Genomic DNA, 25,789 nt, shown 5'->3' on the forward strand with positions numbered 1-25,789 from the left:
TGATTAATTTGATAGAACTTGTATCTTATATGATACACCATCTTTTGCTTTACAACCATTTGCCATAACTTTTAAAGCATTAATCATATTACCATTTTTACCAATTAGTTTACCTATATCTAAACTATCAGCTTTTATAGTAATTTCAGTAAATGTATCATCAATTTTCTCTTCTGATACACTTACCTCTTCTGGTTTACTTACAATTAGTTTGGCATAATTTTCTATAAAATTTACTATCATGATAAAAGCTGAAATTATTTAGCAGCTAATTTTTTAACTTTTTCACTTGGTTTAGCACCAACACTTAACCAATAGTTATATCTTTCTTCATCAATTTTTAAAACTTTTGGTTCAGATACTGGGTTGAAATATCCAATTGATTCAATCCATCCTGAATCTCTTCTTTTTCTTGAATCTGTTACAACGATTCTGTAAAATGGTTTTTTGTTTCTTCCCATTCTTGTTAATCTAATTACTGTCATGTTTTTTTCCTTTGTTTTTTTAATATATAGTATTGAATTCTAAACTCAAAATTTTAAGTTTACAACTCAATACTACATCTGTTGTTAATTATCTTGGAATTTTAGGCATTCCACCAGGACCCATTTGACTTAACATATTTGATAAGCCTTTCATACCACCTTTAGTAGAAAGTTTTTTAGCCATTTTTGATGCATTTTTAAACTGTTTTAGTATTTTATTTACTTGAACCTCAGTAAGTCCAGAACCAACTGCAATTCTTTTTTTTCTACTTGGATTTAATAAACTTGGTTCTTCTCTTTCTTTTGGTGTCATAGAACCAATTAAAGCTTTAATTCTTTTAATCTCATCAGAGTTTTCAAAATCCATATCTTTTATTGGTCCTGCCATTTGAGAAAGACCAGGAATCATACCAATAATTGATTTCATAGAACCTAACTTGCTCATCATTGAAAGTTGCTCTAAAAAGTCATTAAAGTTAAATTCACCTTTTTTAATCTTTTTAGTAACCTCTTTTGCTTTTTTCTCATCAATAATTGCAGAAGTCTTTTCAGCAAGTCCTTCAATATCCCCTAAACCTAAAAGTCTAGAAACAATTCTATCTGGAATAAATACCTCAAGGTCTGGCATTTTTTCACCAATACCTATAAATCTTAAAGGTGTTTCAACTTGATGTGCAATTGATAAGGCAACCCCACCTTTAGTATCTCCATCATATTTTGATAAGATAACTCCATCAATTCCAATTTTTTCTTTAAATGTAGTTGCAGTTTTAGTTGCATCATGTCCAGTTAAAGCATCCGCAACATAAAAAATTTCATCAGGTTTTACTGCATCTTTTACATTTGCAAGTTGTTTCATTAACTCTTCATCAATTGCAAGCCTACCAGCTGTATCTATTAATAAAACATCATAAAGCTCTTTTTTTGCTTTTTCTTGGGCTGCAACAGCAATTTTAACTGGGTCTTTTTCATTATCATCAAAATAAATATCAACTTCAATTTGAGCTGCAATTTGTTTTAATTGCTCAACTGCTGCTAATCTTTGTAAGTCACAAGCTGCAACTAAAACTTTTTTCTTTCTAATTTTTAAATAATTTGCTAATTTTCCAGTTGTTGTTGTTTTACCAGAACCTTGAAGTCCTGTCATTAAAATCGTTGTAGGAGGTGTATTTGAAAATACAAATCCTTGATTTCCTTCTGTTGTTAGAAGTTTTGTTAACTCTTTTCTTAAAGCATTAATAAAAGAGTCTTGTCCAATTCCATTTCTTTTTGTTTCAAGTTCAACTTCACTAACTAAAACTTTTGTAGTTTTATGGTGAACATCTGCTTTTAAAAGTGATTTTTTTAATTCTGCTGCAGCTTTTTTTAATGCTGCTTCATCATCTTTATGTCTTATTTTATTTATTGCATTTTTCAGTGAACCTGTTATTGAATCAAACAAAACGAACTCCAACTTTTTTAAAATTTTGTGGATTTTACAACTTTAATACTTTAATAAAGTTTAAATATGTATCATTTTAAGGAAAATTTAATTTTATAGGTTTTTATTTTAATTTAGAGACTTCCCATAAAATGGGAAGTTATATATTTTTGTTTTAATTTAGTAACCTTAAACTTTAATTAAAGGTCAAATACTTTAAACTCTCTTGGTTCAGGTGCTTCAAAAGTGTAATCAAAAATTTGTGTAACTTTTGAATGTAATAAAACTCTATTTACATTTGGAACAACTTTTCCATAAATAGAATCACCTATTATTGGAAATCCAATATAGTTTAAATGTACTCTAATTTGATGTGTTCTTCCTGTATCTATTACAACTTTGACTTTTGATTTATTACCTTCTACAAACATTGGAATAACTGTTGTTTTAGCAGGTTTACCTTTTTTAGCATCTACTTTTGATGTTGCTATACCATTATGCTTTGCAGTTAAAATTGGTTTATCTATTTCAATTTCATCAACAACTTTACCTTCAACTATTGCCACATACTCTTTATAAACCTTATTATCTTTAAACTCTTTTATTGCTCTTTTTTGAAACTGTTCATTTTTAGCAAATAACATTACTCCACTAGTCTCTTTATCAAGTCTATTTAATAAAAGATAATCTGGATACATTTTAGAGATTTCATCAGTTGTTATAAAAGGTGGTTTATCTACAACAAAAATATCATCATCTTGAAAGATAACCTTTACTTTTGCTAACTCTTTTACTACAAATCTAGTATTAACTTTTATTTCACCTCTAGCAATTAAAACTTTCTTTCCATTTGCTCTAACTAATCCTCTATCAATTAACTCTTTTGCTTTAGAATTTGAGATATTCTCTTGTTTAGCTAAAAGCTTATACGCTTTTTCATACATTTTTAAGTTCCTTTATTATTGGCTCAATTGTACCTGCTTTTGCCAATTGAGGCTTTTCTAACTTTTCTATTTTTTCTAAATATTCTTTTAATTGTGTAACTTCTATTATATAATAATTTTGTATACACTCAAACAAAGATTTTTGATTAAATATATTTTTGCCACTAATTATTTTACAACCAAAATATGCTGGTTCTATTGGATTGTGTCCTCCAACCTTTTCAAAACCACCACCTAAAATAACCACATCTGAAATTGCATAGATATTATTTAACTCACCTAATTTATCAACTAAAATAATATCTGAATTAAAATCTTCATTTTTTGAAAATCTATGATAAGTTAATGACTTATCTTTTATATACTCTTTTATTAATTCATCAACTTTATCAAATCTTTCTGGATGCCTTGGAACAATTATTAATTTTCCATATTTTCTTTCATAGGCATTTAAAATTAACTTTTCTTCATTTTGATGAGTACTACCTGCTGTTATTACAACTTCTTCTAACCTTTTAAACTTTTTAGTTATTTTAGGTAATTGTGCAAGTTTTATATTTCCAATTACTTCTATATTTTTAGCCCCAAGTTCTTCCAATCTTTTTTTATCAGTTTCACTTTGAGCAAAAATTTTATCAATATTTTTAAAAATCTGTTTATAAAACCATCTCATTTTTTTATATGAATTATAAGATTTATCTGAAATTCTTGCATTTATTAAATAGGTTTTAGCACCTTTTGTTTTTGCAAATAAAAATAGCATATACCAAAGTTCTGCTTCCATAACAACTAAGGCTTTTTGTCTATTTATCCAAAAGGGTAAAAATATCTCATAAGGAAGATACCTAACATTATTAGAGTACTTGCTTGCCTCTTCAAAGCCCGTATTTGTAATCACTGATAAATTACAATCACTAAATTCATCAATTAAAGGTTTTATAGCTTTTGTTTCACCCATAGAGCATGAATGAAACCAAATTTTATCTTCTTTAAATGAAGGATTATTTTTTAAAAAAAATTTAGCTGGAATTGCAATTTTATATTTATTGTTTCTAAGCTTTAAAAGTAATAGAGGCATAGCAATTATATAAACAATAATTGCTAAGATATAATAAAAAAAAGAGAAGAGGCTCAAAATTAAGCCTCAACAGTTTCATCTTCTTTATAAAGGATTCTTCCACAATGAGGACAGTTAATAATCTCTTCAGATTTAATAACCTCAGCATAAGTTTTATCATTGATTTTCATAAAACATCCATAACAAGATTGTTTTTTAACAGGAACAACAGCACTTTCTTTTGCCCATCTTTTTATTTTTTCATAGAAAGTTAAAATTTTATTATCAAATTTTTCTAATAATTCACTTCTTTCATGATACACAACATTTCTTTGATTGTTAATCTCTTCAATTTGATTATCAACTGCAACTTGAATATCTTTAATTTCTGCTTCTTCATTAGCTAGTTTTTCTTGTGACTCTTTTAACTCTATTTCTTTTACTTCAGTGATTTGATCCAATCTTTGAATCTCTTCATTTGCAAATGAAATTTGCTCTTTTGTAATCTCTTCTTCTAATTGTAAAGCTTTTACTTCTTTTTCATTTTGAACAAGATTATGTTTTTTTGAAATATCTTCTAATTTATTTTTTAATTCAGATAAATGAATATTATTTTTAGTTCTTTTTGATTTTACATCATCAATTTCTGCATAAGTCTTATTAATAGACTGCTTAATAGCTTCAGCTGTTTCTACAAAAGTAGCTAGCTTTGCTTTTTCTCTTTCAATTTGAGGTTCGAACATACTAATTTGTGTATCAAATTTTGATAATTTAACTAAATCCTCTAAATATTTATTCAACTGTTTCTCCTTGTATACAAAACTTAAATGGATTTTTCGAAGCTGATATTATAGCTTTTAATTCATTTTTTTTCAAATATTTTTCTAATAAGCCCAATAAAAGGGTATTAAAATACCTTTCACTTTCATAATGTCTTATATCAATTAATGAAATTCCTCTTGATTTTGCTTCCATTGCATCATGATATTTTATATCACCTGTTAAAAAACAATCAGCTTGAACTTCATTAAGTAAAGACATCCCTGCACCTGTAACAATAGCTACTCTTTCAACTTTTTGATTACACTTTACAACATTTGTATAATCAAGTTTTAATTTAGAAGTAATCTCTTTTGCAAATACCTCAAAATCTTTATTTACATTTGCATAGATAATAAACTCTTCTTCATTTTGTTTTTCAATAATATCTAAACCTAAAATTTCAGTTGCTACATATTTATTTAAATGAGTTTTATCTATATTTGTATGCATTGAAATTAATGCAATATTTTTTTGTATTAAAACTTTTAAAAGTTTTGTGGCATAAGTATCATAATTGATTCTTCTAAGAGGTGAGAAGATTAATGGATGATGAGTAATTACTAAACTATTTTCTTCAACATCTTCTAAAAACTCTTCATCTAAATCTATACTTATATAAATCTTTTTTATTTCATCTTCAAAACTACCTACAAGAAGACCAGAATTATCCCATTTTTCTTGTAAAGCAAAAGGTGAAATTTCATCTAAGATTTTATAAATATCTTTTACTTTCAAATTATCTTCCAACTCTTTTTAATCTCTCTTGTTCTTGCTCTTTATATAAAACAGCACAACCTTGAGCTAATTCTCTTACTTTTAAAATATAATTTTGTCTTTCTGTAACAGAAATAGCTTTTCTAGCATCAAGTGTATTAAAAGCATGAGAAGCTATCATACATTGATCATATGCAGGAAGAGGTAAACCAGCTTCTAAGCAAACTTTGCACTCATTAAAAGCATCTTCAAAATGTCTAAATAGCATTTGAGTGTTTGCCACTTCAAAATTATATTTAGAAAATTCATATTCACTTTCTTTATGAACATCAGCATAAGTAGTTTTTCCATGTGAATTTTCATTCCATACTATATCAAATACAGAATCAACCCCTTGTAAATACATAGCTAATCTTTCTGTTCCATAAGTAATCTCAACAGCAACTGGCTCACAAGGTAATCCACCCACTTGTTGAAAATATGTAAATTGAGTAACTTCCATACCATCTAACCATACTTCCCAACCAAGTCCCCAAGCGCCAAGTGTTGGAGATTCCCAGTTATCTTCTACAAATCTAATATCATGCTTTGATACATCTAATCCTAGATATTCCAAAGATTGTAAATATAAATCTTGAATATTTTCTGGGCTTGGTTTAATTAACACTTGGAATTGATAATAAGAACCTAATCTATTAGGATTTTCACCATATCTTCCATCTGTTGGTCTTCTACTAGGAGCAACATATGCTGTACTCCAAGCAGTTGAATCTAAACTTCTAAGTAATGTAGCAGGGTGAAATGTTCCAGCACCAGCTGGAATATCATAAGGTTGAACAATATTACACCCTTGTTCTGCCCAGAACTGTTGAAGTTTTAATAACATATTAGAAAATGTAATCATCTATTTAATTCCTAACTCTTTATTTATTTTTTCCTTATCAAAACCACAGATCCAACGATTACCTATTAAAATTACAGGGGCTCCATTGCATCCATGCTTTTGACAATCTTTTAATGCTTCTTTGTTTCTTGATACATCAATTTGATTAAATCTAATTTTTTTAGATTTTAAGTAAGCTTTGGCATTGTCGCACCATTTACAATTTGGTAGGGTAAATAGTGCGACAGGCTTCATTATAAAATAACTTCTATTTCTTTAGAGTCTGTTTCAACTGCTTTAGATTTAACAATTCTATCTTCTTTAAGTTTAACTGCTAATTCTTTATCTGATAGTGCTAAAATTTGCATTGCTAAATATGCAGCATTAACTGCACCAGCTTTTCCTAATGCAACAGTAGCCACAGGCATACCAGAAGGCATTTGAACAGTAGAAAGCATAGCATCCATACCATCCATTGCTCCACCTTTCATAGGAACACCAATTACAGGTTTAGTTGTAGTTGCAGCTAATGCACCAGCTAAATGAGCAGCCATACCAGCAGCAGCAATAAAAGCAACAGCACCTTTTTCTTCAGCACCTTTTACATACTCTTTTGTTCTTTCTGGCGATCTATGCGCAGAAGAAACTATCATCTCATACTTAACATTGAATTTTTCAAATGTATCAGCACAGTTTTTCATGATTTCATAATCTGACTTACTTCCCATTATAATTGAAACAAATTGCATATTTTTCCTTATTTATTTTTTTAAGTGTAGATATTTTATCAAATTTTTTCTAATAATTTTATTATCTTTTTTACTTTTAATTCTTTCCAACCTCTGAACTTATGCAAAATTAGGGCATCTTCACTGAATTTAAAAAATGATAAATTCTTTGATTTATTCTGTACAACTACTGCTTTTGTATAGATAAAATTTTCAATTCTTTTTAATGGATTTTCATTTGTAAAAATTACAATTGTAGGAATAAAAAAAGCTTCACTTATATGATAAGTTGCAGTATCAGTTGTAATAATATTATCCACATTAGAAATAATATATGAAAAATCATAAAAGCTTTTAGAATAAGAACTTAAGTCTATATAATTAGCATCATTTACTCCATCAATTTTTAAAGCTGATACAATAGTATAATCATGCAAATGATAAAGTAATTTTTTTAAAAACAATGTTGCTATTTCTTTAGGCATAGAACGCTCTACACTTGCAGAATATGGATGAAAAAGTAAAATCTTACCTTTTAGTCGTAACTCTTCAAACTTCTGTTTTAAAATTGAAGTAGGCTTATAAAAATTTAAATTTAAACTATTATATTTTCTACTTTTATCTATTTTCTTAAAATCAATCCCAAATTTATAAAGCCACGCATCTACATAATTTAACTCTTTATAAAAAAAACTTTTAGTAAAAAAACTTGTATCAATATAATAATCATATTCACATATTTTATTTACACTAATAGACAAAGCTGTTACTTTATTTATAAAAGATTGAGTTTGCATAATTTGCTTATCTCGCGTAAAGTTTCTATTATCAGAAGAGTTTAAATAAATATCTAAAATAACTGTTGAAAACTTTTTTTTAAGTTCTTCATAGAAAATTCTTAAGGCTGTTAAAGAGCTTAACATTTCTCCTATTTCAAAGCCAATATTCCCTAAAATTGCCACTTTTATATCAGGTTTTATTACCTCTTTTAATTGATCTTGCAAAAAAATTGTTTTGTCATTTAAATATGTAGCTAAAAAATCAATATTTTCAGAATAATCATGCTCTTTTGTAATAAGTTGTTTTTTTGCATTTGTTAATAATTCAAATTGATTTTTATATTCTAAACCTAATTCTTTAGGGAATTGTTCTAAGGAAGTAACTCTTTTTTCATCAATTACTTTTGCTTGATACTTTTTTTTATCAACATTTGAAAAAACTCTTCTAATATCTTGAAAGTCTTCATATGTTGTAATATATAAAGTATCATTTTGTAAGTTTGATGGAGTCTTTAGTTTATAATAGCTAACTAAAGTTCCATCAGTAGTCTTGATATTGATATTTTCAGTAACTCTAAAGATTATCATTCGAAACTACAACAATCCTTTTCATCAATTTCTACTCTTAACATTGTAAGATAAGGTAATTTTCCAGGTAATTGAATTTTATTTGTATTTCCACTATGTACTGACTCTAACTCTTTTGCAGTTTCTGTTAAAATTTTATTAAATGAGATATAAAATTTACCATTTTCTTTTTGATAAATTTTTCCAAGCTCATTATCACACTCTTCAATAGTAGAGTTTAAAGGTGCAAAAATTTCTATTTCATCATGTGGATAAATTTTATATTTGCAATAAAAATGTTTTTCATCTTCTGTTACAAGTCCACTAACTTCATAGCTTCCTTTACTTAAAGCATAATCATGATTTTGAGAATCTGTTTTTTCAAAAGGTCTATGAATTAAATAAGCATCTGTAAACCCTCTATTTTTTGTAGTATGTAATTCTCTTTGATATTTATCAGCTTCGAACTTATCTTCAAAATAATCATCAATTGCTTGTCTATATGCATAGGCAGTTACTCCTGCATAATATGGTGATTTTGTTCTTCCTTCAATCTTTACAGAATCAACTGCACCAGAATCTAAAATCTCTTTAATATGAGAAGCTAAATTCATATCTTTTGAGTTAAAAATATATGTTCCAACACCCGGTTCTTCTTCAAGTCTAAAAAGTGTTCCATGGTCTTCATTTGCTGCATATAAAGTGTATTGAAATCTACAATCATTTGCACAACTTCCTCTATTTGGAACCCTACCCATTTGAACAGCACTTATTAAACATCTTCCACTATATGCAAAACACATTGAACCATGCACAAAAATCTCTATTTCCATATCTGGTAAATGTTTTTTAATCTCTTGTACATCTTTTAAAGATATTTCTCTTGCCACAATTATTCTTTTAACACCCATATCCCAAAAAACTTGTGCATCTAAATAATTTAATACATTTGCTTGTGTTGATAAGTGAATATCAATTTGTGGAGCTAATTCTCTACATAATTTTACAACTCCAGGAGCTGCAACAATAAAAGCATCAGGTTCTAACTCTGCCATTTTAATAATATGCTTTTTTAATAATTCAATTTGAGAGTTAAAAGGAAAACCATTTATAGTTGCATATACTTTTTTACCTCTTGCATGGGCATAATCAATTCCCTCTTTAAAAGTTTCAAAAGTAAACTCTTTTCCTGCTCTAATTCTTAAACTAAAGTGGCTTACCCCACCATAAACTGCATCAGCACCATAAGCAAATGCAATTTTTAATTTTTCTAAATTCCCTGCAGGGGATAATAATTCAACATTTCTATTCATTAATAAATCCTTGTGCTTTATTGCACATTAAAATTTTTGGCAATTATATCAAATATAATGTATAAAAAAGATTTTACTTTAAATATAGAATTTTTTTTTATAAAAAAGTTAATTATTCAGGATAAGAAAGAAGGAAAGCTTTTAAAAGCTTTCCCACTCATCATCATCTTTTGAAGGTTTTGAAACTATTTTTGGTTGCTCTTTTGGCTTTGAAATAGTTTGTTTTTTAGGCTCTTTTTCTAAAGCTTTTGCTTCAATTACAACCTCTTCTTTTTTTATAGAAGTAGTAGTTTTTGAAAAAGAAGAACAATGTTCAGTTTTAATCATATCTAAACACTTAAATAGTTCATTTGTACAATAATCAACCTCTTTTGAGATTTCTGCTAATTTAATATTTGAAGCTTTTTTAGCATTTTCATCAATATACTCTTGAACTTTTTTATGTACACAAGAATGAAACTCTTTCATCACTTTCCAATTATTTGTTCTTGTATATGAACTACCTTTTGATTCTTCTTGTGCTATCCATTTTCCAAAATTACAATCAATGCATTTTGTTACTTGCCAAGAAGTTATATTTTGTTCTCCAACTTTTGCAAAGTTATTATCTTTAAATAAAATATGATCATTTTTTATTTTAGATATTGTAAATACCAAATCTATATCACAAATTTGTTTTTCTTTTGATTTATCAAAATTTGCTCTTTTTGCAATTGCATTTAAATCAGCAGAAAGTTTTGTAACACCCTCTGATAATGAACTTATCTCACTTGCAGAAGCTGCATTAATTTGTGTTGCTCTATCCAATGAATTAATAGCATCATTAATTTGAATAATTCCTGTTTCTTGCTCTTTACTTGCACTTGAAACATCTTCTATTAAATTAATTGTTTGATTAATTTTTTCATTTAATTCATTATATCCACCAATCATCTTATCAGAGATTGTTTTACCTTCATTTGCTTTTAAAGTAGCTTGTTCAACAATATTTTTAATCTCTTTTGCTGCTTCTGCACTTCTACTTGCTAGATTTCTCACCTCTTGAGCAACAACTGCAAATCCTTTACCAGCCTCACCTGCTGTTGCTGCTTCAACAGCTGCATTTAATGAAAGAATATTCGTTTGAAAAGCAATTTGATCAATTACAGTAATTGCATCATTAATAGAACTTACTTGTGCATCAATATCATCCATAGCTTTTGTAGTCATCGAAGCTAAGTTTTCACCTTGTTTTGCAGAATTTGTTAAATCATTTGCTAAAACTGACATTTGATGAACTTTTGAAGCACTTGACTTAATAATTGAAGTAATCTCTTCAACCGCTGCTGCTGTTTCTTCAAGTGAAGCTGCTTGTTCATTTGCTGATTTTGCTAATTTTGAAACTTCTAATGATAAGATTTTCGTATCATCATCAAGTTTTCTTCCACTTGTTGTAATCATTGCTAAAAACTCAGAAACTGTATTTCCAATAAATGATGTACTTGTAGAAATTGAACCTACAATTCCATTTGCACTATGATGTTCTTTGTTATTTACTTTATAATCAAAATTAGAATTTCCATACTCAACTAAGATTTTATTTATCTCTTCTAGTTTTTCATTCGTTTTATCAATCATTGAATTTATAGAAGTTTTTAGTTTTTGTATTTGAGGATTAGCTGAATTTTCATGTACTTTATAAACATAAAATCCATTATTTACTTTAGTAATAACATCTTCAACCTCTTCAATAACTTTTGAATCTTGTTCAAAACCTTCTTTTAATTTTCCAATATAAGAGTTGAAACTATCTACAACTTTTCCTATTTCATCATCAGAAGATTTTTTAATTAAATTATTTAAAGTAGTATCAGAACCTAGATTTTTAATTGCACTATTTAAATCATCTAGTGGATTAATAATTGCTCTTCTAATTAAAAATGTATAAATTAAATAAACTAAAATAACTGTAACTAATGTAGAAATTAAGATAAATTGTACAATTGTATTAATTTCATCTTCTGTTTTTTCTTCCATTTTTACAATTTCAGCTTGAATATCATCAACATAAGCTCCAGTTCCTATTATCCAATCCCACTCTTTAAATTTTTGAACATAAGAGAATTTTTCTTGTGGTTTATCAAAACCTGGTTTTGGCCAAAGATATGTAACTAAACCGCCCTCTTCTTTAGCATTTGACATTTTAGAAAATTCAACAAATAAAAGCTTACCTGCTGGGTCTTTGATTTGAGATAAATCTTTTCCATCAAGTGCAGGTTTTATAGGATGCATAACCATTTTAGGATAAGAATCATTTATCCAAAAATAACCATCTTCCCCATATCTCATCTTTGAAATAGTCTCTAAAGCTTCAGTTTGTATTTTTTTAGTAACATCATCCACATATTCACCTGTTCCTATTACCCAATTAAAAGGTTTAAATAGTTTTACAAATGATACTTTTGGTTGAGGAGTTTCAAAGCCTGGTTTTGGCCATACATAATCAACAAAACCTTCACCATCTTTTTTTGCAACTTGAGAAAATACAGAAAAGATTTTCTTTCCATTTTTATCTTTAAACTCAGATAAATCTTTTCCATCTAATGCAGGTTTAATTGGATGTGTAACTATAACTGCATTTGTATCATTCACCCAAAAATAACCAGTTTTTCCATATCTTGATTCTGCAATTATCTCTTTGATAATTCTTTTTAATTCTGCATCTGAAACTTTCCCATTAAGTTTATTATACTCAGCTTCAATAATAGAAAAAATAAAACCTGTTTGTTCTTTTAAATACTCTTGAACTTCAAGTTTAATTTTATCTATTGCAGTTCTCTTATGATATGCACTAACTGTTTTCATTGCCAGTGAAACATAATTTTTAAGTTCTTCTTCTTTTTTAGCATAAGCTTGTTCTTTATAATCTTCAACATTTTGCTTTGATAATTTATTAATTGAGTAGATAGACTCAAATGACACTATTAAAGCAACGGTAAATATTGATATAAGTGCTAAAAGTAGAAGTTTTGCTTTTATAGATACTTTACCTAACATACAAACTCCTTGTTTAATTAATTTATTATTGTATCTTTAGGTTTTATAAAAAGTCAAGACTAAATATAAAAATTATTAGTTAAAAATTAAAGTGTTTACATTAGTTTCAATTATAATTTATTTTTTGGCTATTATTCATTATATTTGATTTTAAATAGATTATTTAATTATTTTGCAATAGTGTTGTTTTTTTATTATTAAATATAAAATAATTTTTTTGATAAAAAAATAAGAGTTAAATAAGAGTTGAAAATGAAAAAAAGATAATAGGAGTTAATTTTTTCAAAACAATAGTTATGTTATTATTTATAGAATAATATAAAAATAGGTAAAATTTATGCTAGATAGACTTTTTAAAAAATATACTAGAGAAGATTTATTAGATGTACTAAAAAGTTCAACTTTTAAAGAAACAAAAGCAGATGCAATTTTAAAAGATGTTGATTTAACTTATAAAGATGAATATAATAGGTCTTTCTTACATATAGTTGCTCAAGATAACTTATTAGAGTCTGTAAAATGGCTAGTTTCTAAAAAATTAAATATAAATGATATAGATACAGATGGAAACACTGCTTTAATACTTGCAGCACGTGCAGGAGCAACTCAAACAGTAAGAACTCTATTAAGCTATAATGCAAATGCAGATATTAAAAATAAAGATGGAAGAATAGCTATACAAGAGGCATTAAAACATAATAAAAAAGATGCTTATGTTTTATTAAGAGATGCAACAAAAAACTATTCAAATATTGACGAAAATGGAAAATCTATAATTTATGATGCAATTGATAGTCAAAATATTGATTTAGTAAAAGATGTGATTAAATTATTGGGTAACTCTATTGATAAAAATATACTTTTTTATCCAAATACTTATGTAGATAGTAATGTTTTAAAATTTATAGGTGAAAATTTAGATTTAAATGTAACAGATAAAAAAGGTAGAACTCCACTTTTTTATCTAATAAAAAATGGTGCTTTAAACTCTAATTCTTTTACTTTTGCTATTGAAAAAGGTGCTGATATTAACCATCTTGATAATGAAGGAAATAATGTACTTTTAGCACTAATTCAAGAAATAATAGATACTCCTGTTGAAGAAAAAGAAAAAATAAAAAGTTTAACAGATATGATTCCTTGGCTAATTGATGAGAATATAGATTCAAATCGATGCAATAACAATGGGGATAATGCTTTAATGCTAGCTACAAAACATAATCAATTAAAAGTTGTAGAAAAACTTTTAGATTATGAAGTTGATCCAAACTTTATTAATGATAAAAATGAAACAGCACTAGCTCATGCTGCAATAAAAGGTAAATCATATATTGATATTGTATCTATTTTGCTTGATTATGGTGCTAGACCAAATATTAGTGATGAAACTGGTAAAACAGTTATTGAAAAACTTTTAGAAATTGAGCTTTATTTACGAAATGGTAAAAAGCTTAAAATGAAAGCAAGACAACATATTGATGAAAATGAAAATTATAAATCAGTTTTAGAAGAGATTTTATTAAATGGGGAAGTAAATCTTACAATGTTAAACTCAGAAGGAAATCCCTACTTCTTTGATGCAGTTGAACATGGAAATATAGATATGGTTAAAATGCTTGTAAAATATGGAGCCGATATAAATCAAAAAAATAAGGATGGATATAATATTATTTATTATTATATGTCTAAAAATACTTCTTTTAGAAAAATCGCTGACCAACAAAACTACTTAATAATGCTAAGAAATATTATAAGCTTAGGTGCAGATGTAAACTCAAGAGATGACTTTGGAGGAATAACTCTTCATAAAGCAATTTTGGATAATGATATTCAAACTATAAAAGTTTTAATAAATGCTGGTGCAGATATAAATGCTGTGGATAATAAAGGAAGAAATATGGTTCACAATACTATGTGGCAAAATAAAGTAAAAATATTTAGACTTTTATATTCATATAATAAAAAACTAATTAATAAACCAGATAAATTTGGTGTATTACCTATAAACTATGCTGCTTTTTTAGGATATGGAGAGCTTGTAATTGAGTTAATTGATTCTGGTTCTTATGTAAATAATCCATATAAGAAAACACACTATATTTTTAATTTCTTAAAGAAATTTCATAAAAACTTAAAACCTTTATTAGAAAATACTAGAAATCCAGCAGATCATTTAAAAATGAAAACTTTAGTAGAAAATATGATAAAAGAATTTAATGTACAACTATAAGTTGTACATTAATTTAAAAGATTTTTAGCAAATTGTAAAGCCTCTTTAGAAATATCTTCACCACTAATCATTCTTGAAATTTCATCAACTCTTTGCTCTTTATTTAAAAGTGTAACTGTAGATTCACCATTTACTTTATCAACTAAAAAATGCTGATTAGCACTTGAAGTTAATTGAGGCTGATGAGAAATTGCAAAAATTTGATATGATTTTGATAATTGGCTAAGTACAGTGGCAATTGCTGAACTTTCCTTTCCACTTAAATTTGCATCAATTTCATCTAAAAATAAAACTCCATTATTTACTATTTCAAACTCACTTATTGAAGTAAGTAAAGCAAGTCTTAATCTATTGAACTCTCCTGAACTAATAGTATCTAAATCAACTCCATTTAAATTAAATATAATTTCATCTATTCCTGTAGAATCTAATTCTTTTTTATTTGAAGTGATTTTTGCATTTGAAAGATATAGAAATTTTAAATAATGATTTACCCTATTTTCTAATTTAATTAAAGCTGTTTTTCTATATTCACTAATTTGTGAAGCTAAAGAGAATACAATAGCTGTTAAGTCTTCAATTCTTTTTTCTAATTTAGTTTTTTCAAAAGAGATATTTTCATATTTTTCTAAATCTTCTTGTTTTTGTTTTTTATACTCTAAAGCTTGTTGTATTGAACCAAACCTTTTTTGTAAAGAAGATAACTGCTCAATTCTATTTAAAATATTTTCAATATCTAACTCTTCTAATTCACTTAATGAGTCATTAAACTTTTCAAAATGATTATTTAACTCATTTATTGCATCATCAAAAAAAGAGCTATCAACTTCTAGTAATTCTAAAGCATTTGATACTAAATGAGAGCTATCAAAAATAGGAGCTAAACTTTTAAGTGCAGCTTCTATTTTATCTTTTTTTGATAATTTTCTTTTAACTTCAATTAACTCATCATATTCATCAATTAAAGGATTAATTGCTTCAATTTTTTCTATTTCAAATTTTGCAAACTCTTTTAAATCTTCAACTTTTTTTTCATCTTCTATTAGTTTATTTAACTCTTTTTTTTCTTTTTGAAGTGCTTGAAAAGTTGTATCAAATTCTTGTTTTATTTTTTTAAACTTACTGTTTTTTGAAGAAACTATATCTAAAAATTTTATAAGCTTCCAGCTTTCAAAATCAGTTTTATCTTTTAAACTTAGATGTTTAATAAGCATAGAAGAAAAAGTATAAAGTCTTTTTTTAGAAATAGATTGATTATTTAAAAGATACCTAGTTTTTTCCTTTTTTAACTCTTTTATAACAATTTCATCACCTATATTTATATCAAAATCTTCATCAATAATTGAGCTTTCAAGTATAACTTCAGAAAGTTTTGCTTTTGGCTCTTTTATACCAAATAAAGATAAAATTGCTTCCATTAAAATTGATTTTCCAGCACCACTTGAGCCTGTAAAAACAACTAAACCTTTTTCAAACTCTAAATCAACTTCTTTAAAAGATAAAAAATCCTTAATATATACTCGATTAATCATCTAAATTAATTTCCCCATTGTAGTTTTTCATTTAATACTTCAAAATAGTTTCTTTCTCTTCTATGAAGTAATTTTGCTTTTTTTGATGCAATTTGTATTTTAATTGATTGATTTTGCTCAATTTCATATATATCTTGACCATCTACTATAACAACAGCTCCTTGATTATCAGAAATTGTAAACTCAATTTCAAAATCAGCAGGTAATACCAATGGTCTTTGTGTTAAAGAGTGAGGTGCAACTGGTGTTACAATAAAAGCATCAGTTAAAGGATATACTAATGGTCCTCCTAAAGATAGATTATAAGCTGTTGAACCTGTAGGACTTGAAATAATTACTCCATCTCCATAATATGAGTTAAACGGTCTTCCATCTAGTTTTGCATCAATTCTTATCATAGAAGAAAGTGAATTTCTTGAAATTACAATATCATTAAAAGCAAAAAAAGTTCTTAGATTTGCACTACCTTTTATCATCATTCTGCTATCAATTCTATAATTATCTTTATCAAGATTATCTAAAAAAGTCTCTAATTCATTTAATCTAATATCAGTTAAAAAACCTAATGTTCCTAAATTTATCCCAAGAACAGGCTTATTATAAGAAAAACTTCTTCTTACAACAGAAATTAAAGTTCCATCTCCACCAACAGAAACTAAAAAATCAACATTTTCACAAATAGTATCTAACTCTATACCATCTTCATTAATCATATTTGCACTATTTCTTTCTAAATATACTTTTATATTGTGTTTTTCAAAACACTCTTTTATTTTTAAATAGCTATTTTTAATTTCTGGTGTTGAAGGTCTTAGGACTATTCCTACTTTTGATTTTGAAGCTAATCTTTCTTTTGATATTGTTCTTTTCAAATTTTATTCCACTTTGTTATTTATTTGGAATATTTTATCAAAATGTTAATAAAAGTAGGAAGAATTAGTAATTATTGGTGTATTTGTTAGATAAATTCTTTAAATAAGGTAGTTTGTATTATATAAAAGAAAAAAAGCCCCAGACAAGCTAGGGCTTTTTTAAAGAACGGACATTTGTGGTTCGCTTCGCAAACATCACAAATCTCGTTAAAACCTAAAATCGTGAAGCAGTTCACTTAAATGCAAAAAGCCCCAGACAAGCTAGGGCTTTTTTAAAGAACGGACATTTGTGGTTCGCTTCGCAAACATCACAAATCTCGTTAATCACTATAAGAGTGAAGCAGTTCACTTAAATGCAAAAAGCCCCAGACAAGCTAGGGCTTTTTTAAAGAATGGACATTTGTGGTTCGCTTCGCAAACATCACAAATCTCGTTAAAACCTAAAATCGTGAAGCAGTTCACTTAAATGCAAAAAGCCCCAGACAAGCTAGGGCTTTTTTAAAGAATGGACATTTGTGGTTCGCTTCGCAAACATCACAAATCTCGTTAAAACCTAAAATCGTGAAGCAGTTCACGATTTTAAACGGTTTTAACCATTTCTCTTTTTAATGATTTCTTCAGAAACGTTTTTAGGAACTTCTTGGTAAGAATCAAATAACATAGAATATGTTGCTCTACCTTGAGACATAGATCTTAAGTCAGTAGAGTAACCGAACATTTCAGATAATGGAATCATAGCAGTAACTAGTTTTACACCAGCTCTATCATCCATAGATTGAACTTGTCCTCTTCTTTTGTTACAATCACCAATAATATCTCCCATATATTCTTCAGGAGTTTCAATTTCAACTTTCATCATTGGCTCAAGGATAACTGCACCAGCTGCAGCTGATCTACAAGCTTGTTTAAATCCCATAGATGCAGCTAATTTAAATGCCATCTCAGATGAGTCAACTTCGTGGTAAGAACCATCATAAAGTGAAACTTCAATATCTACCATTGGGTAACCTGCTAAAATACCACCAGCCATTGCTTCTTCACAACCTTTTTGAACTGCTGGAATATACTCTTTTGGTACAACCCCACCTTTAATTTCATTGTTGAATTTAAAGTTTTCTTCACTTCCAGATGGTAATGGTTTAATATCTAAGTAAACGTGACCGTATTGACCTTTACCTCCAGATTGTTTTGCATATTTGTACTCTTGTTTTACATTGTTTCTAATTGTTTCTCTGTAAGCAACTTGAGGAGCACCAACTTCTGCTTCAACTTTAAATTCTCTTTTCATTCTATCTACAATAATTTCTAAGTGTAATTCACCCATACCAGAAATAATTGTTTGACCTGATTCTTCATCAGTATTTACTCTAAATGATGGATCTTCTTCAGCTAATTTACCTAAAGCAATACCCATTTTCTCTTGGTCAGCTTTTGTTTTTGGTTCAACTGCAACAGAGATAACTGGATCTGGGAAATCCATTCTTTCTAAAATAACTGGATCTTTTTCAGATGCTAAAGTATCTCCAGTAATTGTATTTTTTAATCCTACAACTGCACCAATTTCACCAGCATAAAGTTCTGTAACTTCTTCTCTGTTGTTTGCGTGCATTCTTAGTAATCTTCCGATTCTTTCTTTTTTCATTTTTGTAGAGTTAACAACGTATGTTCCAGATTGTAAAACACCTCTATAAACTCTTGCAAATGTTAATTGACCAACAAATGGGTCAGTCATAATTTTAAATGCTAGTGCAGCAACTTCACCATTATCAGTAGAAGGAACAATTACTGCATCACCATCTTGAGTTTCACCTCTAATATCAGCAACTTCAGTTGGAGCTGGTAAATACATAGCAACAGCATCTAATAAAGTTTGAACCCCTTTATTTTTAAATGCAGTACCACAAGTCATTGGAGTAAGAGACATAGATAAACAACCAGCTTTTAATCCAGAAACGATTTCTTCTTCAGATAAATCACCCTCTTCAAAGTATTTTTCCATTAACTCTTCAGAAGCTTCAGCAGCTGCTTCAACCATCTTTTCTCTATACTCTTGTGCTTTATCTAATAAATCAGCTGGAATTTCTTCTACATGGTAGTTAGAACCCATAGCAGCATCATCATCCCATACGATAGCTTTCATTTTTACAAGGTCAATAATACCTCTAAAGTTATCTTCTGCACCAATTGGGATTTGAATTGGAACTGGATTTGCTTTTAATCTTTCACTTACTTGTTTTTCAACATTGTAAAAATCTGCACCAGTTCTATCCATTTTATTAACAAAAATCATTCTTGGTACTCTATATTTGTTTGCTTGTCTCCAAACAGTTTCAGATTGTGGTTGAACCCCACCTACTGAACAAAATACAGCTACAGCACCATCAAGAACCCTCATAGATCTCTCAACTTCAATTGTAAAGTCAACGTGACCCGGAGTGTCAATAATGTTAATTTGTAATTGCTCATTTGTTTTTGGGTGAGTCCAGTGACAAGTTGTAGCAGCAGAAGTAATTGTAATACCTCTTTCTTGCTCTTGCTCCATCCAGTCCATAGTTGCAGCACCCTCGTGAACCTCACCTATTTTATGAGATACACCTGTGTAGAATAAAATTCTTTCAGTTGTTGTAGTTTTACCTGCATCAATGTGAGCTGCAATACCAATATTTCTAACTCTATTAAGTGGTGTTTTTCTAGCCATTTATAAATCCTACCATCTATAGTGAGCAAATGCTTTATTAGCTTCTGCCATTCTATGCATATCTTCTTTCTTCTTGAAAGATGCACCTCTTTCGTTTGCTGCTTCGAATAACTCGTTAGCTAATCTTTCAACCATAGTTCTTTCATTTCTTTTTCTAGAAGCATCAACAATCCATCTTAATGCTAATGTTTGTCTTCTTACTGCTCTAACTTCAACAGGAACTTGGTAAGTTGCTCCACCAACTCTTCTAGATTTAACTTCTAAAAGTGGTTTAACATTTTCAATTGCTCTTTCAAATAATTCAATACCAGCTTCTTCACCTCTAGCATCTAAGTTTGCAATTGCACCATACATAATTTTTTCTGCTACTGATTTTTTACCATCTAACATAACAGTATTAATAAATTTTGTGATCACTTTACTATTGTAGATAGGATCTGCCATTATTTCTCTAACTGGAGCTTTTCTTCTTCTCATTTTCTTATCCTTCTACTTATTTTTTACCAGCTTTTGGTTTTTTAGTACCATATTTAGATCTTGCAACAGTTCTGTTTGCAACACCAGCTGTATCTAAAGCACCTCTAACGATGTGATACTTAACCCCTGGTAAGTCTTTTACCCTACCACCTCTAACTAATACAATAGAGTGCTCTTGTAGGTTGTGACCTTCCCCACCAATATATGAGATAACCTCAAATCCTGTAGTTAATCTAACTTTTGCAACTTTTCTTAAAGCCGAGTTAGGTTTTTTTGGAGTTGTTGTATATACTCTTGTACATACCCCTCTTCTTTGTGGACATTTTGCTAATGCTGGTGATTTAGACTTTTTAATCACCTTTTTTCGCTCTTTTCTAACAAGCTGATTAATTGTAGGCATATTTTCCCTTTGTTTAAATTGGTTTGAGCAATTAAAGCAATGCTCATGCTTCTCGAATACTTTAACATACGGTAAGAACCATAGTTAAATCGATACTACCATTCTAGGAAACTGAAAGTTTACTAAAAAAGTTCAGGATTATACTTAAGTTTGACTTAATTTAATCTTAGTCTTTTTTTAATTCTATTATTGTTTTTTTTACAATTTAGAGATTTTTTTTAAACTTATAATATAAACACTATCTTTTAAGTTATCAATAAACTTTGAATACTATAATTCCCAAAATTTTTAACTAAAGTAAAAATATGACGAAACAACTTTTCCCCTTAGCATTAGGTGGTCTTGGTATTGGAACTACAGAATTTGTAATTATGGGACTTTTACCAGATATTGCAAATGATATAAATATCACAATACCAGTTGCAGGACATCTAATCTCATCTTATGCCTTTGGAGTAGTAATAGGTGCTCCAATACTTGTTGCACTTAGTGCAAAATTTCCAGCTAAAAATATCTTAATTGCTTTTATGCTTTTATTTACTATTTTTAACTTTTTATCAACAATTGCACCTGATTATTATACTTTAATGCTCTCTAGGTTTTTAAGTGGTTTACCCCATGGAGCTTTTTTTGGGGTAGGAACTGTTGTTGCAGCAAAATTGGCAAAAGAAGGTAAAGCTGCCCAAGCAATAGCTTCTATGTTTACAGGGCTAGCAATTGCAAATCTTGCTATGGTTCCTCTTGTAACATATATAGGGCATCACTTTCATTGGAGATATGCCTTTGGTATTGTTTCACTTATTGGTATTTTAACAATTTTATTTTTATATAAGTGGTTGCCAAAACAAAAAGCCTTAAGAACTGTAACTTTTAAAGAGGAGTTGGAGTTTTTTAAAACTATTAAAGCTTGGCATATTTTAATGATAGTTGCTATTGGATTTGGTGGTTTATTTGCTTGGTTTAGTTATATTGCACCTTTATTAATTTATGTATCAAAATTTGAAGTGGGAAGTGTTTCTTATCTTATGATAGTAGCAGGGGCTGGTATGGTTGTGGGAAATATTTTAGGTGGATATTTAGCAGATAAAAAAAATCCAGTTATTGTTTCTATTTTTTTACTTTTTTCTATGGTTACAGCTTTAATTTTAGTATTTTTCTTTTCTGAGTTTAAAGTTATTTCTATAATTCTTACTTTTATTTGTGGAGCATTAGCTATGTCTATTGGTTCTCCTATAAATATGATTATGTTAAGTAGTGCAAAACACTCAGCTATGTTAGGAGCTGCTTTTTTACAAGCCGCTTTTAATGTGGCAAACTCTTTAGGTTCTTTTTTTGGAGGAATACCTTTGTTTTTAGGATTTGAGTATAATTATCCTTCTTTAATTGGTGCAGCGATGGCTTTAGTTGGTGCAATTTTATGTTTAGTATTTTTAAAAAAGTATAAAGGATAAAATATAGAACTAAAATATAAAACTTTAGGAAAAGGGAAAAAAGCAGTATTTTTTTTGCATGAACTTATGGGAGATAGTAGAAACTATAATGCAATTATTCCTTATTTAAATATAAAAGATTTTAAATATTTTTTTATAGATTTAAGAGGATATGGCTTATCTATAAAGCTAAAAGGAAGTTATAGTTGCAGTGAAGCCATTGAAGATATTTTAACTATTATAAAAAAAGAAAAGCTATCAAAAGTAAATTTAGTAGGACACTCTATGTCTGCATTAATTGCTCAAAGCTTTGCTATTTCGTATGAAAACTATTTAGAAAATCTTATATTAATTACTCCTGTTCTTGCTAGTGGAGTAAAGATGAAAGAAGAAGCAAAACAAAAACTTTTAAAAGATATGCAAGAAGATAATAAAATAGAAGAAGTTGTACTTAATTCTAGTAAAAGATACAACCAAACTTGGATAGATTATAGAATAAATATGGCATATACCTCATCAACTAAAGAAGCAAGAGTTGGTTATATGAAGATGTATTTAAATGAAGATTTTTCAAATGAAGCTTCTAAAATAACAGTTCCAGTAAAAGCAATTGTAGGAAAATATGATTTTGTGGTTTTTAGTAAAGCTGTTGTAAATAAAGCTTTTAAAAGTTGGTATAAAAACTTAGAGCTAATAGAGTTTGAAGAAGCAGGACACTATCCTATGATAGAAACTCCTGTTTTATTTGCAAGTAAACTTGAAGAATTTCTTCTTTAGTTTACTTTCTAATTGAAGTTGCTGTTAAAAATATATAGTTTTTACCAGTAAGAGTTACTCTAAACTTCTTTTGTTGAAGATATTTTTTACAAAAAACCGCATCTTTATAAAGTAAAGACATCTCTGAATAAGAGTAATTTTTTGCCATTGCCCCATATATCATCTCTCCATCTATCCATCTACAATTTGGAAAGCCAAGTATCATTGAACCCTCTTTTTTTAGTAAGTTTTGAACAATACTCATAAAAGTAAGGTTAAAATTTATAGAAGAACTTTGTAAAGTTCCAATAGAAATAATTAAATCAAATTCTCCTAAATTTAAACTTTCTAAATTATTTATATCCTCTTTTAAAAAACTTACATTAGAAAACTCTTTAAATCTTTGTTTTGCTTCATTTATAGCAGATTGTGAATAATCAATACCTACTAACTCTAAACTTGAAAAATTTTCAACTAGATTTTTTATAACTTCAAACTCATCAGCTTTATTTACTCCTAAATTTAAAATTCTAATTCTATCTTGTACTTTTACATTTTTTAAAGCACTTATATAACTAAGTAAAAAAGCTGGTTCTTCATTTTTATTTATTTGATTAAAAGTTGATTGTATTCCATATTTTTCCTCTTTTTGAAGTTCTTGAATATGGAAGCTATCTTCTTTATTTAGTTTTTCAAAAGTAAGTTTTACAAGCTGATTTTCTATTATTATTGGTGTTTTAAATCTACAAAACAGACTTTCAGCCAAATCCATCCAAGCTTTATAACTTCTATAAAGATACTCTTTATTTTCTATTATTACTTTTTGTCCAGCATAAAAAGAAGGAAATTTATCAGGATTTAAAACAATAAACTCAACTTTATTTTCTTCTTTTAAGCTATTTTGTAAAATATTTATTATTTGAAACATTGTTTCATTTGAAAAGTGGTACATTAAGGCTCTTTTTTTTGCAAATTATAAATTAATCTGTATTAATCTTATCTATAAGAGGCATTGGATTTTTCTATTTTCATATCATGAAAGCCATTTATTGACATAAACATTCTAATTTCTTTGTCTATTGCTCTATTTTTTGGCCCTTTAATTATCTCTATAATTGGTGGTGTTTCTTCTTTATATTTATTAAATTTTAGTTCAAAATATGGGATTAAATTATCATGGCAACTTCTAAACTTCATATTTGAAATACTATTTTCAAACTTATAACAACCATTTTCTTTATCATTTATAATTATTGGATTATGTAGTATTCTTACTTCTTGTTCTTCTTTAAAAAGTTCATTTTTTGATTTTGCTGCAAGATTATTAATAGTAGTAATTGTTTCTTGACATAAAGTTTCAAACTCTTGTGTTTTTACTAAAGAGTTATCAAAGTTTTCAATAGTTGATAAAATAGACTCTATTTGCCTATTTTGTTCCTCTTCACTATATAAAACCTTGGAGATTTTTATATTTGATATTTCTTCAAAAAAGTTTGCATTAAACCCAATAGCTACACCTTTGCCATCATTTGCATAGGCTCGCCATTGACTAAGTAAATCTTTACCTTGGGAAAAAGAAGCCACATACACTAAAGGATGCTGTTTTAAATATAACTCTTCAAATATTTTATATTTTTTAAAACTATCTTTTGTAGTTAAATCTTTTATTCTTTTTGCAACTTTATCTTTTATCCAATGTATCTCTTTATAATCATTTAGATTATATATAGAACTTAGCCATAAAGTTTTATTTTGAATAATTGCTTTAAAAGAGTCAATATTACAATAATGGTATATTATATTTTCCATAATTAGCCTTTAAACTTCAATATCAAAATAGTCTCTTAAAACCTCAGCTCTATTTTCTAAAGAGATACCCCACATTCTTTTATCATTGTTTTTTTTATAAGTTATCATATCATCTGTTAGGGTTATTCTTCCATTTTTTAGTGCTTTTGTGACAATTAATGGGACATGATTAGAAAAATGTTCATAATTATTTTGATTTTGAAATATACCTGAAAAATCAGCAACTCTTTTTTCTTCTTTAGTAAAAATATATCTAGTTTGCCAACCTTTATGCTTATGGTTAAACATTAAGTGGTACTCTTGGTTATTCTTTTTTATTTTATACTCAATATTTTCACTAACAGCTATAAAATTTTCATCTTCAAGAGGTAAAGGAACTCTTACATTTTGTCCATTTGCCACATCCACTAAATACTCTTTATTATCAATTTCAACTAATAAAGCCAAATGTGGATAATCTGCACCAATATAAGTAATATCCATAACTTTAGAAAAAATCATCTTTGATTTAAAACCTAAAGTTTTTAATAAATATATAAATAAAGTATTTGATTCATAACAAATACCACCTCTATTATTTTCAACAATTTTTTCATATATTTTTAAAATATTTACAGAAAACTCTTTTTTAAAAACAAAGTCCAAATTTTCATAAGGAACATTTAAAATATATGCTTCTTGAAGTAAAATAAGGTTTTGCAATGTTGGTTCTATTGTATTTTTATCTATGCCAATTCTATTTAAGATTTTCTCAATTTCCATAAAATAATCCTTTGAAAAAATCTATTATATTAAGTTTTAAATAATTTATACTTAAGCCATAATCAATAAAAAAAA

At 27.7% G+C, this 25,789-nt stretch carries 24 protein-coding genes; 3 read left to right on the top strand and 21 right to left on the bottom strand.

Annotated features, from left to right (window positions below):
• Nucleotides 1-3: 3 nt before the first annotated feature.
• From AMYT_RS11145 to AMYT_RS11205, 13 genes are all read right to left on the bottom strand, one after another.
• Nucleotides 4-243, bottom strand: coding sequence for a KH domain-containing protein (locus tag AMYT_RS11145; protein ID WP_114842604.1), 240 nt, complete (start codon nucleotides 241-243; stop codon nucleotides 4-6).
• Nucleotides 244-257: 14 nt separating this feature from the next.
• Nucleotides 258-485 (bottom strand): 30S ribosomal protein S16, encoded by a 228-nt coding sequence (rpsP, locus tag AMYT_RS11150; protein WP_114842605.1) that lies wholly within the window; start codon nucleotides 483-485, stop codon nucleotides 258-260.
• An 88-nt stretch (nucleotides 486-573) separates the two neighbouring features.
• On the bottom strand, nucleotides 574-1,926 hold the full coding sequence (ffh, locus tag AMYT_RS11155) for a signal recognition particle protein (protein ID WP_114842606.1): 1,353 nt from the start codon (nucleotides 1,924-1,926) through the stop codon (nucleotides 574-576).
• Nucleotides 1,927-2,105: 179 nt separating this feature from the next.
• A complete protein-coding gene (locus AMYT_RS11160) occupies nucleotides 2,106-2,849 on the bottom strand; it encodes an RluA family pseudouridine synthase (protein WP_114842607.1) in 744 nt (247 codons plus the stop codon).
• Nucleotides 2,842-3,987, bottom strand: a complete 1,146-nt coding sequence (gene waaA / locus AMYT_RS11165) for a lipid IV(A) 3-deoxy-D-manno-octulosonic acid transferase (RefSeq protein WP_114842608.1) — start codon at nucleotides 3,985-3,987, stop codon at nucleotides 2,842-2,844. The genes AMYT_RS11160 and waaA overlap by 8 nt, the downstream gene beginning before the upstream one ends.
• A complete protein-coding gene (locus tag AMYT_RS11170) occupies nucleotides 3,987-4,706 on the bottom strand; it encodes a zinc ribbon domain-containing protein (RefSeq protein ID WP_114842609.1) in 720 nt (239 codons plus the stop codon). The genes waaA and AMYT_RS11170 overlap by 1 nt, the downstream gene beginning before the upstream one ends.
• Nucleotides 4,699-5,463: a Nif3-like dinuclear metal center hexameric protein gene (locus AMYT_RS11175; protein ID WP_114842610.1), complete on the bottom strand. Its 765-nt coding sequence runs from the start codon at nucleotides 5,461-5,463 to the stop codon at nucleotides 4,699-4,701. The genes AMYT_RS11170 and AMYT_RS11175 overlap by 8 nt, the downstream gene beginning before the upstream one ends.
• A gap of 1 nt (nucleotide 5,464) precedes the next feature.
• Nucleotides 5,465-6,346 (bottom strand): glycine--tRNA ligase subunit alpha, encoded by an 882-nt coding sequence (glyQ, locus tag AMYT_RS11180; protein ID WP_114842611.1) that lies wholly within the window; start codon nucleotides 6,344-6,346, stop codon nucleotides 5,465-5,467.
• The gene (locus tag AMYT_RS11185) at nucleotides 6,347-6,580 is read right to left on the bottom strand and encodes a glutaredoxin family protein (protein ID WP_114842612.1); all 234 of its coding nucleotides are present in this window, start codon (nucleotides 6,578-6,580) and stop codon (nucleotides 6,347-6,349) included. It abuts the gene before it with no gap.
• Nucleotides 6,580-7,074: a 5-(carboxyamino)imidazole ribonucleotide mutase gene (gene purE, locus AMYT_RS11190; protein WP_114842613.1), complete on the bottom strand. Its 495-nt coding sequence runs from the start codon at nucleotides 7,072-7,074 to the stop codon at nucleotides 6,580-6,582. The genes AMYT_RS11185 and purE overlap by 1 nt, the downstream gene beginning before the upstream one ends.
• 38 nt (nucleotides 7,075-7,112) lie before the next feature.
• Nucleotides 7,113-8,420 (bottom strand): glycosyltransferase family 9 protein, encoded by a 1,308-nt coding sequence (locus AMYT_RS11195; RefSeq protein WP_114842614.1) that lies wholly within the window; start codon nucleotides 8,418-8,420, stop codon nucleotides 7,113-7,115.
• On the bottom strand, nucleotides 8,417-9,712 hold the full coding sequence (locus AMYT_RS11200) for a peptidase U32 family protein (RefSeq protein ID WP_114842615.1): 1,296 nt from the start codon (nucleotides 9,710-9,712) through the stop codon (nucleotides 8,417-8,419). Before AMYT_RS11200 ends, AMYT_RS11195 begins: the two co-directional genes overlap by 4 nt.
• Nucleotides 9,713-9,853: 141 nt before the next feature.
• A complete protein-coding gene (locus AMYT_RS11205; protein ID WP_114842616.1) occupies nucleotides 9,854-12,748 on the bottom strand; it encodes a methyl-accepting chemotaxis protein in 2,895 nt (964 codons plus the stop codon).
• A gap of 337 nt (nucleotides 12,749-13,085) precedes the next feature.
• On the opposite strand from AMYT_RS11205, the gene AMYT_RS11210 reads away from it, so the two are divergent.
• Entirely contained in the window at nucleotides 13,086-14,978 is a 1,893-nt protein-coding gene (locus AMYT_RS11210; protein ID WP_114842617.1) for an ankyrin repeat domain-containing protein, read from the top strand.
• Between the two features lie 8 nt (nucleotides 14,979-14,986).
• Here the strand turns inward: AMYT_RS11210 and AMYT_RS11215 are convergent, their stop codons facing one another.
• From AMYT_RS11215 to rpsL, 5 genes are all read right to left on the bottom strand, one after another.
• The gene (locus AMYT_RS11215) at nucleotides 14,987-16,510 is read right to left on the bottom strand and encodes an AAA family ATPase (protein WP_114842618.1); all 1,524 of its coding nucleotides are present in this window, start codon (nucleotides 16,508-16,510) and stop codon (nucleotides 14,987-14,989) included.
• Between the two features lie 5 nt (nucleotides 16,511-16,515).
• A complete protein-coding gene (locus AMYT_RS11220; RefSeq protein ID WP_114842619.1) occupies nucleotides 16,516-17,382 on the bottom strand; it encodes an NAD(+)/NADH kinase in 867 nt (288 codons plus the stop codon).
• Between the two features lie 589 nt (nucleotides 17,383-17,971).
• Nucleotides 17,972-20,080: an elongation factor G gene (gene fusA / locus AMYT_RS11225; protein WP_114842620.1), complete on the bottom strand. Its 2,109-nt coding sequence runs from the start codon at nucleotides 20,078-20,080 to the stop codon at nucleotides 17,972-17,974.
• Nucleotides 20,081-20,089: 9 nt separating this feature from the next.
• Nucleotides 20,090-20,557, bottom strand: coding sequence for a 30S ribosomal protein S7 (gene rpsG, locus AMYT_RS11230; protein ID WP_114842621.1), 468 nt, complete (start codon nucleotides 20,555-20,557; stop codon nucleotides 20,090-20,092).
• A gap of 16 nt (nucleotides 20,558-20,573) precedes the next feature.
• A complete protein-coding gene (gene rpsL, locus AMYT_RS11235) occupies nucleotides 20,574-20,957 on the bottom strand; it encodes a 30S ribosomal protein S12 (RefSeq protein ID WP_114842622.1) in 384 nt (127 codons plus the stop codon).
• Nucleotides 20,958-21,262: 305 nt separating this feature from the next.
• Here rpsL and AMYT_RS11240 point away from each other — a divergent pair, with 305 nt between their 5' ends.
• Nucleotides 21,263-22,408: an MFS transporter gene (locus tag AMYT_RS11240; protein ID WP_114842623.1), complete on the top strand. Its 1,146-nt coding sequence runs from the start codon at nucleotides 21,263-21,265 to the stop codon at nucleotides 22,406-22,408.
• A gap of 3 nt (nucleotides 22,409-22,411) precedes the next feature.
• Complete coding sequence (locus AMYT_RS11245; RefSeq protein WP_114842624.1) at nucleotides 22,412-23,164, top strand: alpha/beta fold hydrolase; 753 nt, start codon at nucleotides 22,412-22,414, stop codon at nucleotides 23,162-23,164.
• Between the two features lies 1 nt (nucleotide 23,165).
• On the opposite strand, the gene AMYT_RS11250 is transcribed toward AMYT_RS11245, so the two are convergent.
• The 3 genes from AMYT_RS11250 to AMYT_RS11260 are packed head-to-tail and all read right to left on the bottom strand — an operon-like array spanning nucleotide 23,166 to nucleotide 25,714.
• Nucleotides 23,166-24,095 (bottom strand): methyltransferase domain-containing protein, encoded by a 930-nt coding sequence (locus AMYT_RS11250; protein ID WP_114842625.1) that lies wholly within the window; start codon nucleotides 24,093-24,095, stop codon nucleotides 23,166-23,168.
• A gap of 44 nt (nucleotides 24,096-24,139) precedes the next feature.
• Nucleotides 24,140-24,952 carry a DUF2971 domain-containing protein gene (locus AMYT_RS11255; RefSeq protein ID WP_114842626.1) on the bottom strand — a complete coding sequence of 271 codons (813 nt, stop codon included), beginning with the start codon at nucleotides 24,950-24,952 and terminating at the stop codon, nucleotides 24,140-24,142.
• 9 nt (nucleotides 24,953-24,961) lie between these two features.
• Nucleotides 24,962-25,714 (bottom strand): arylamine N-acetyltransferase family protein, encoded by a 753-nt coding sequence (locus AMYT_RS11260; protein ID WP_114842627.1) that lies wholly within the window; start codon nucleotides 25,712-25,714, stop codon nucleotides 24,962-24,964.
• Nucleotides 25,715-25,789 lie beyond the last annotated feature (75 nt).

This window comes from Malaciobacter mytili LMG 24559, assembly GCF_003346775.1.
GTDB classification, from domain to species: domain Bacteria; phylum Campylobacterota; class Campylobacteria; order Campylobacterales; family Arcobacteraceae; genus Malaciobacter; species Malaciobacter mytili.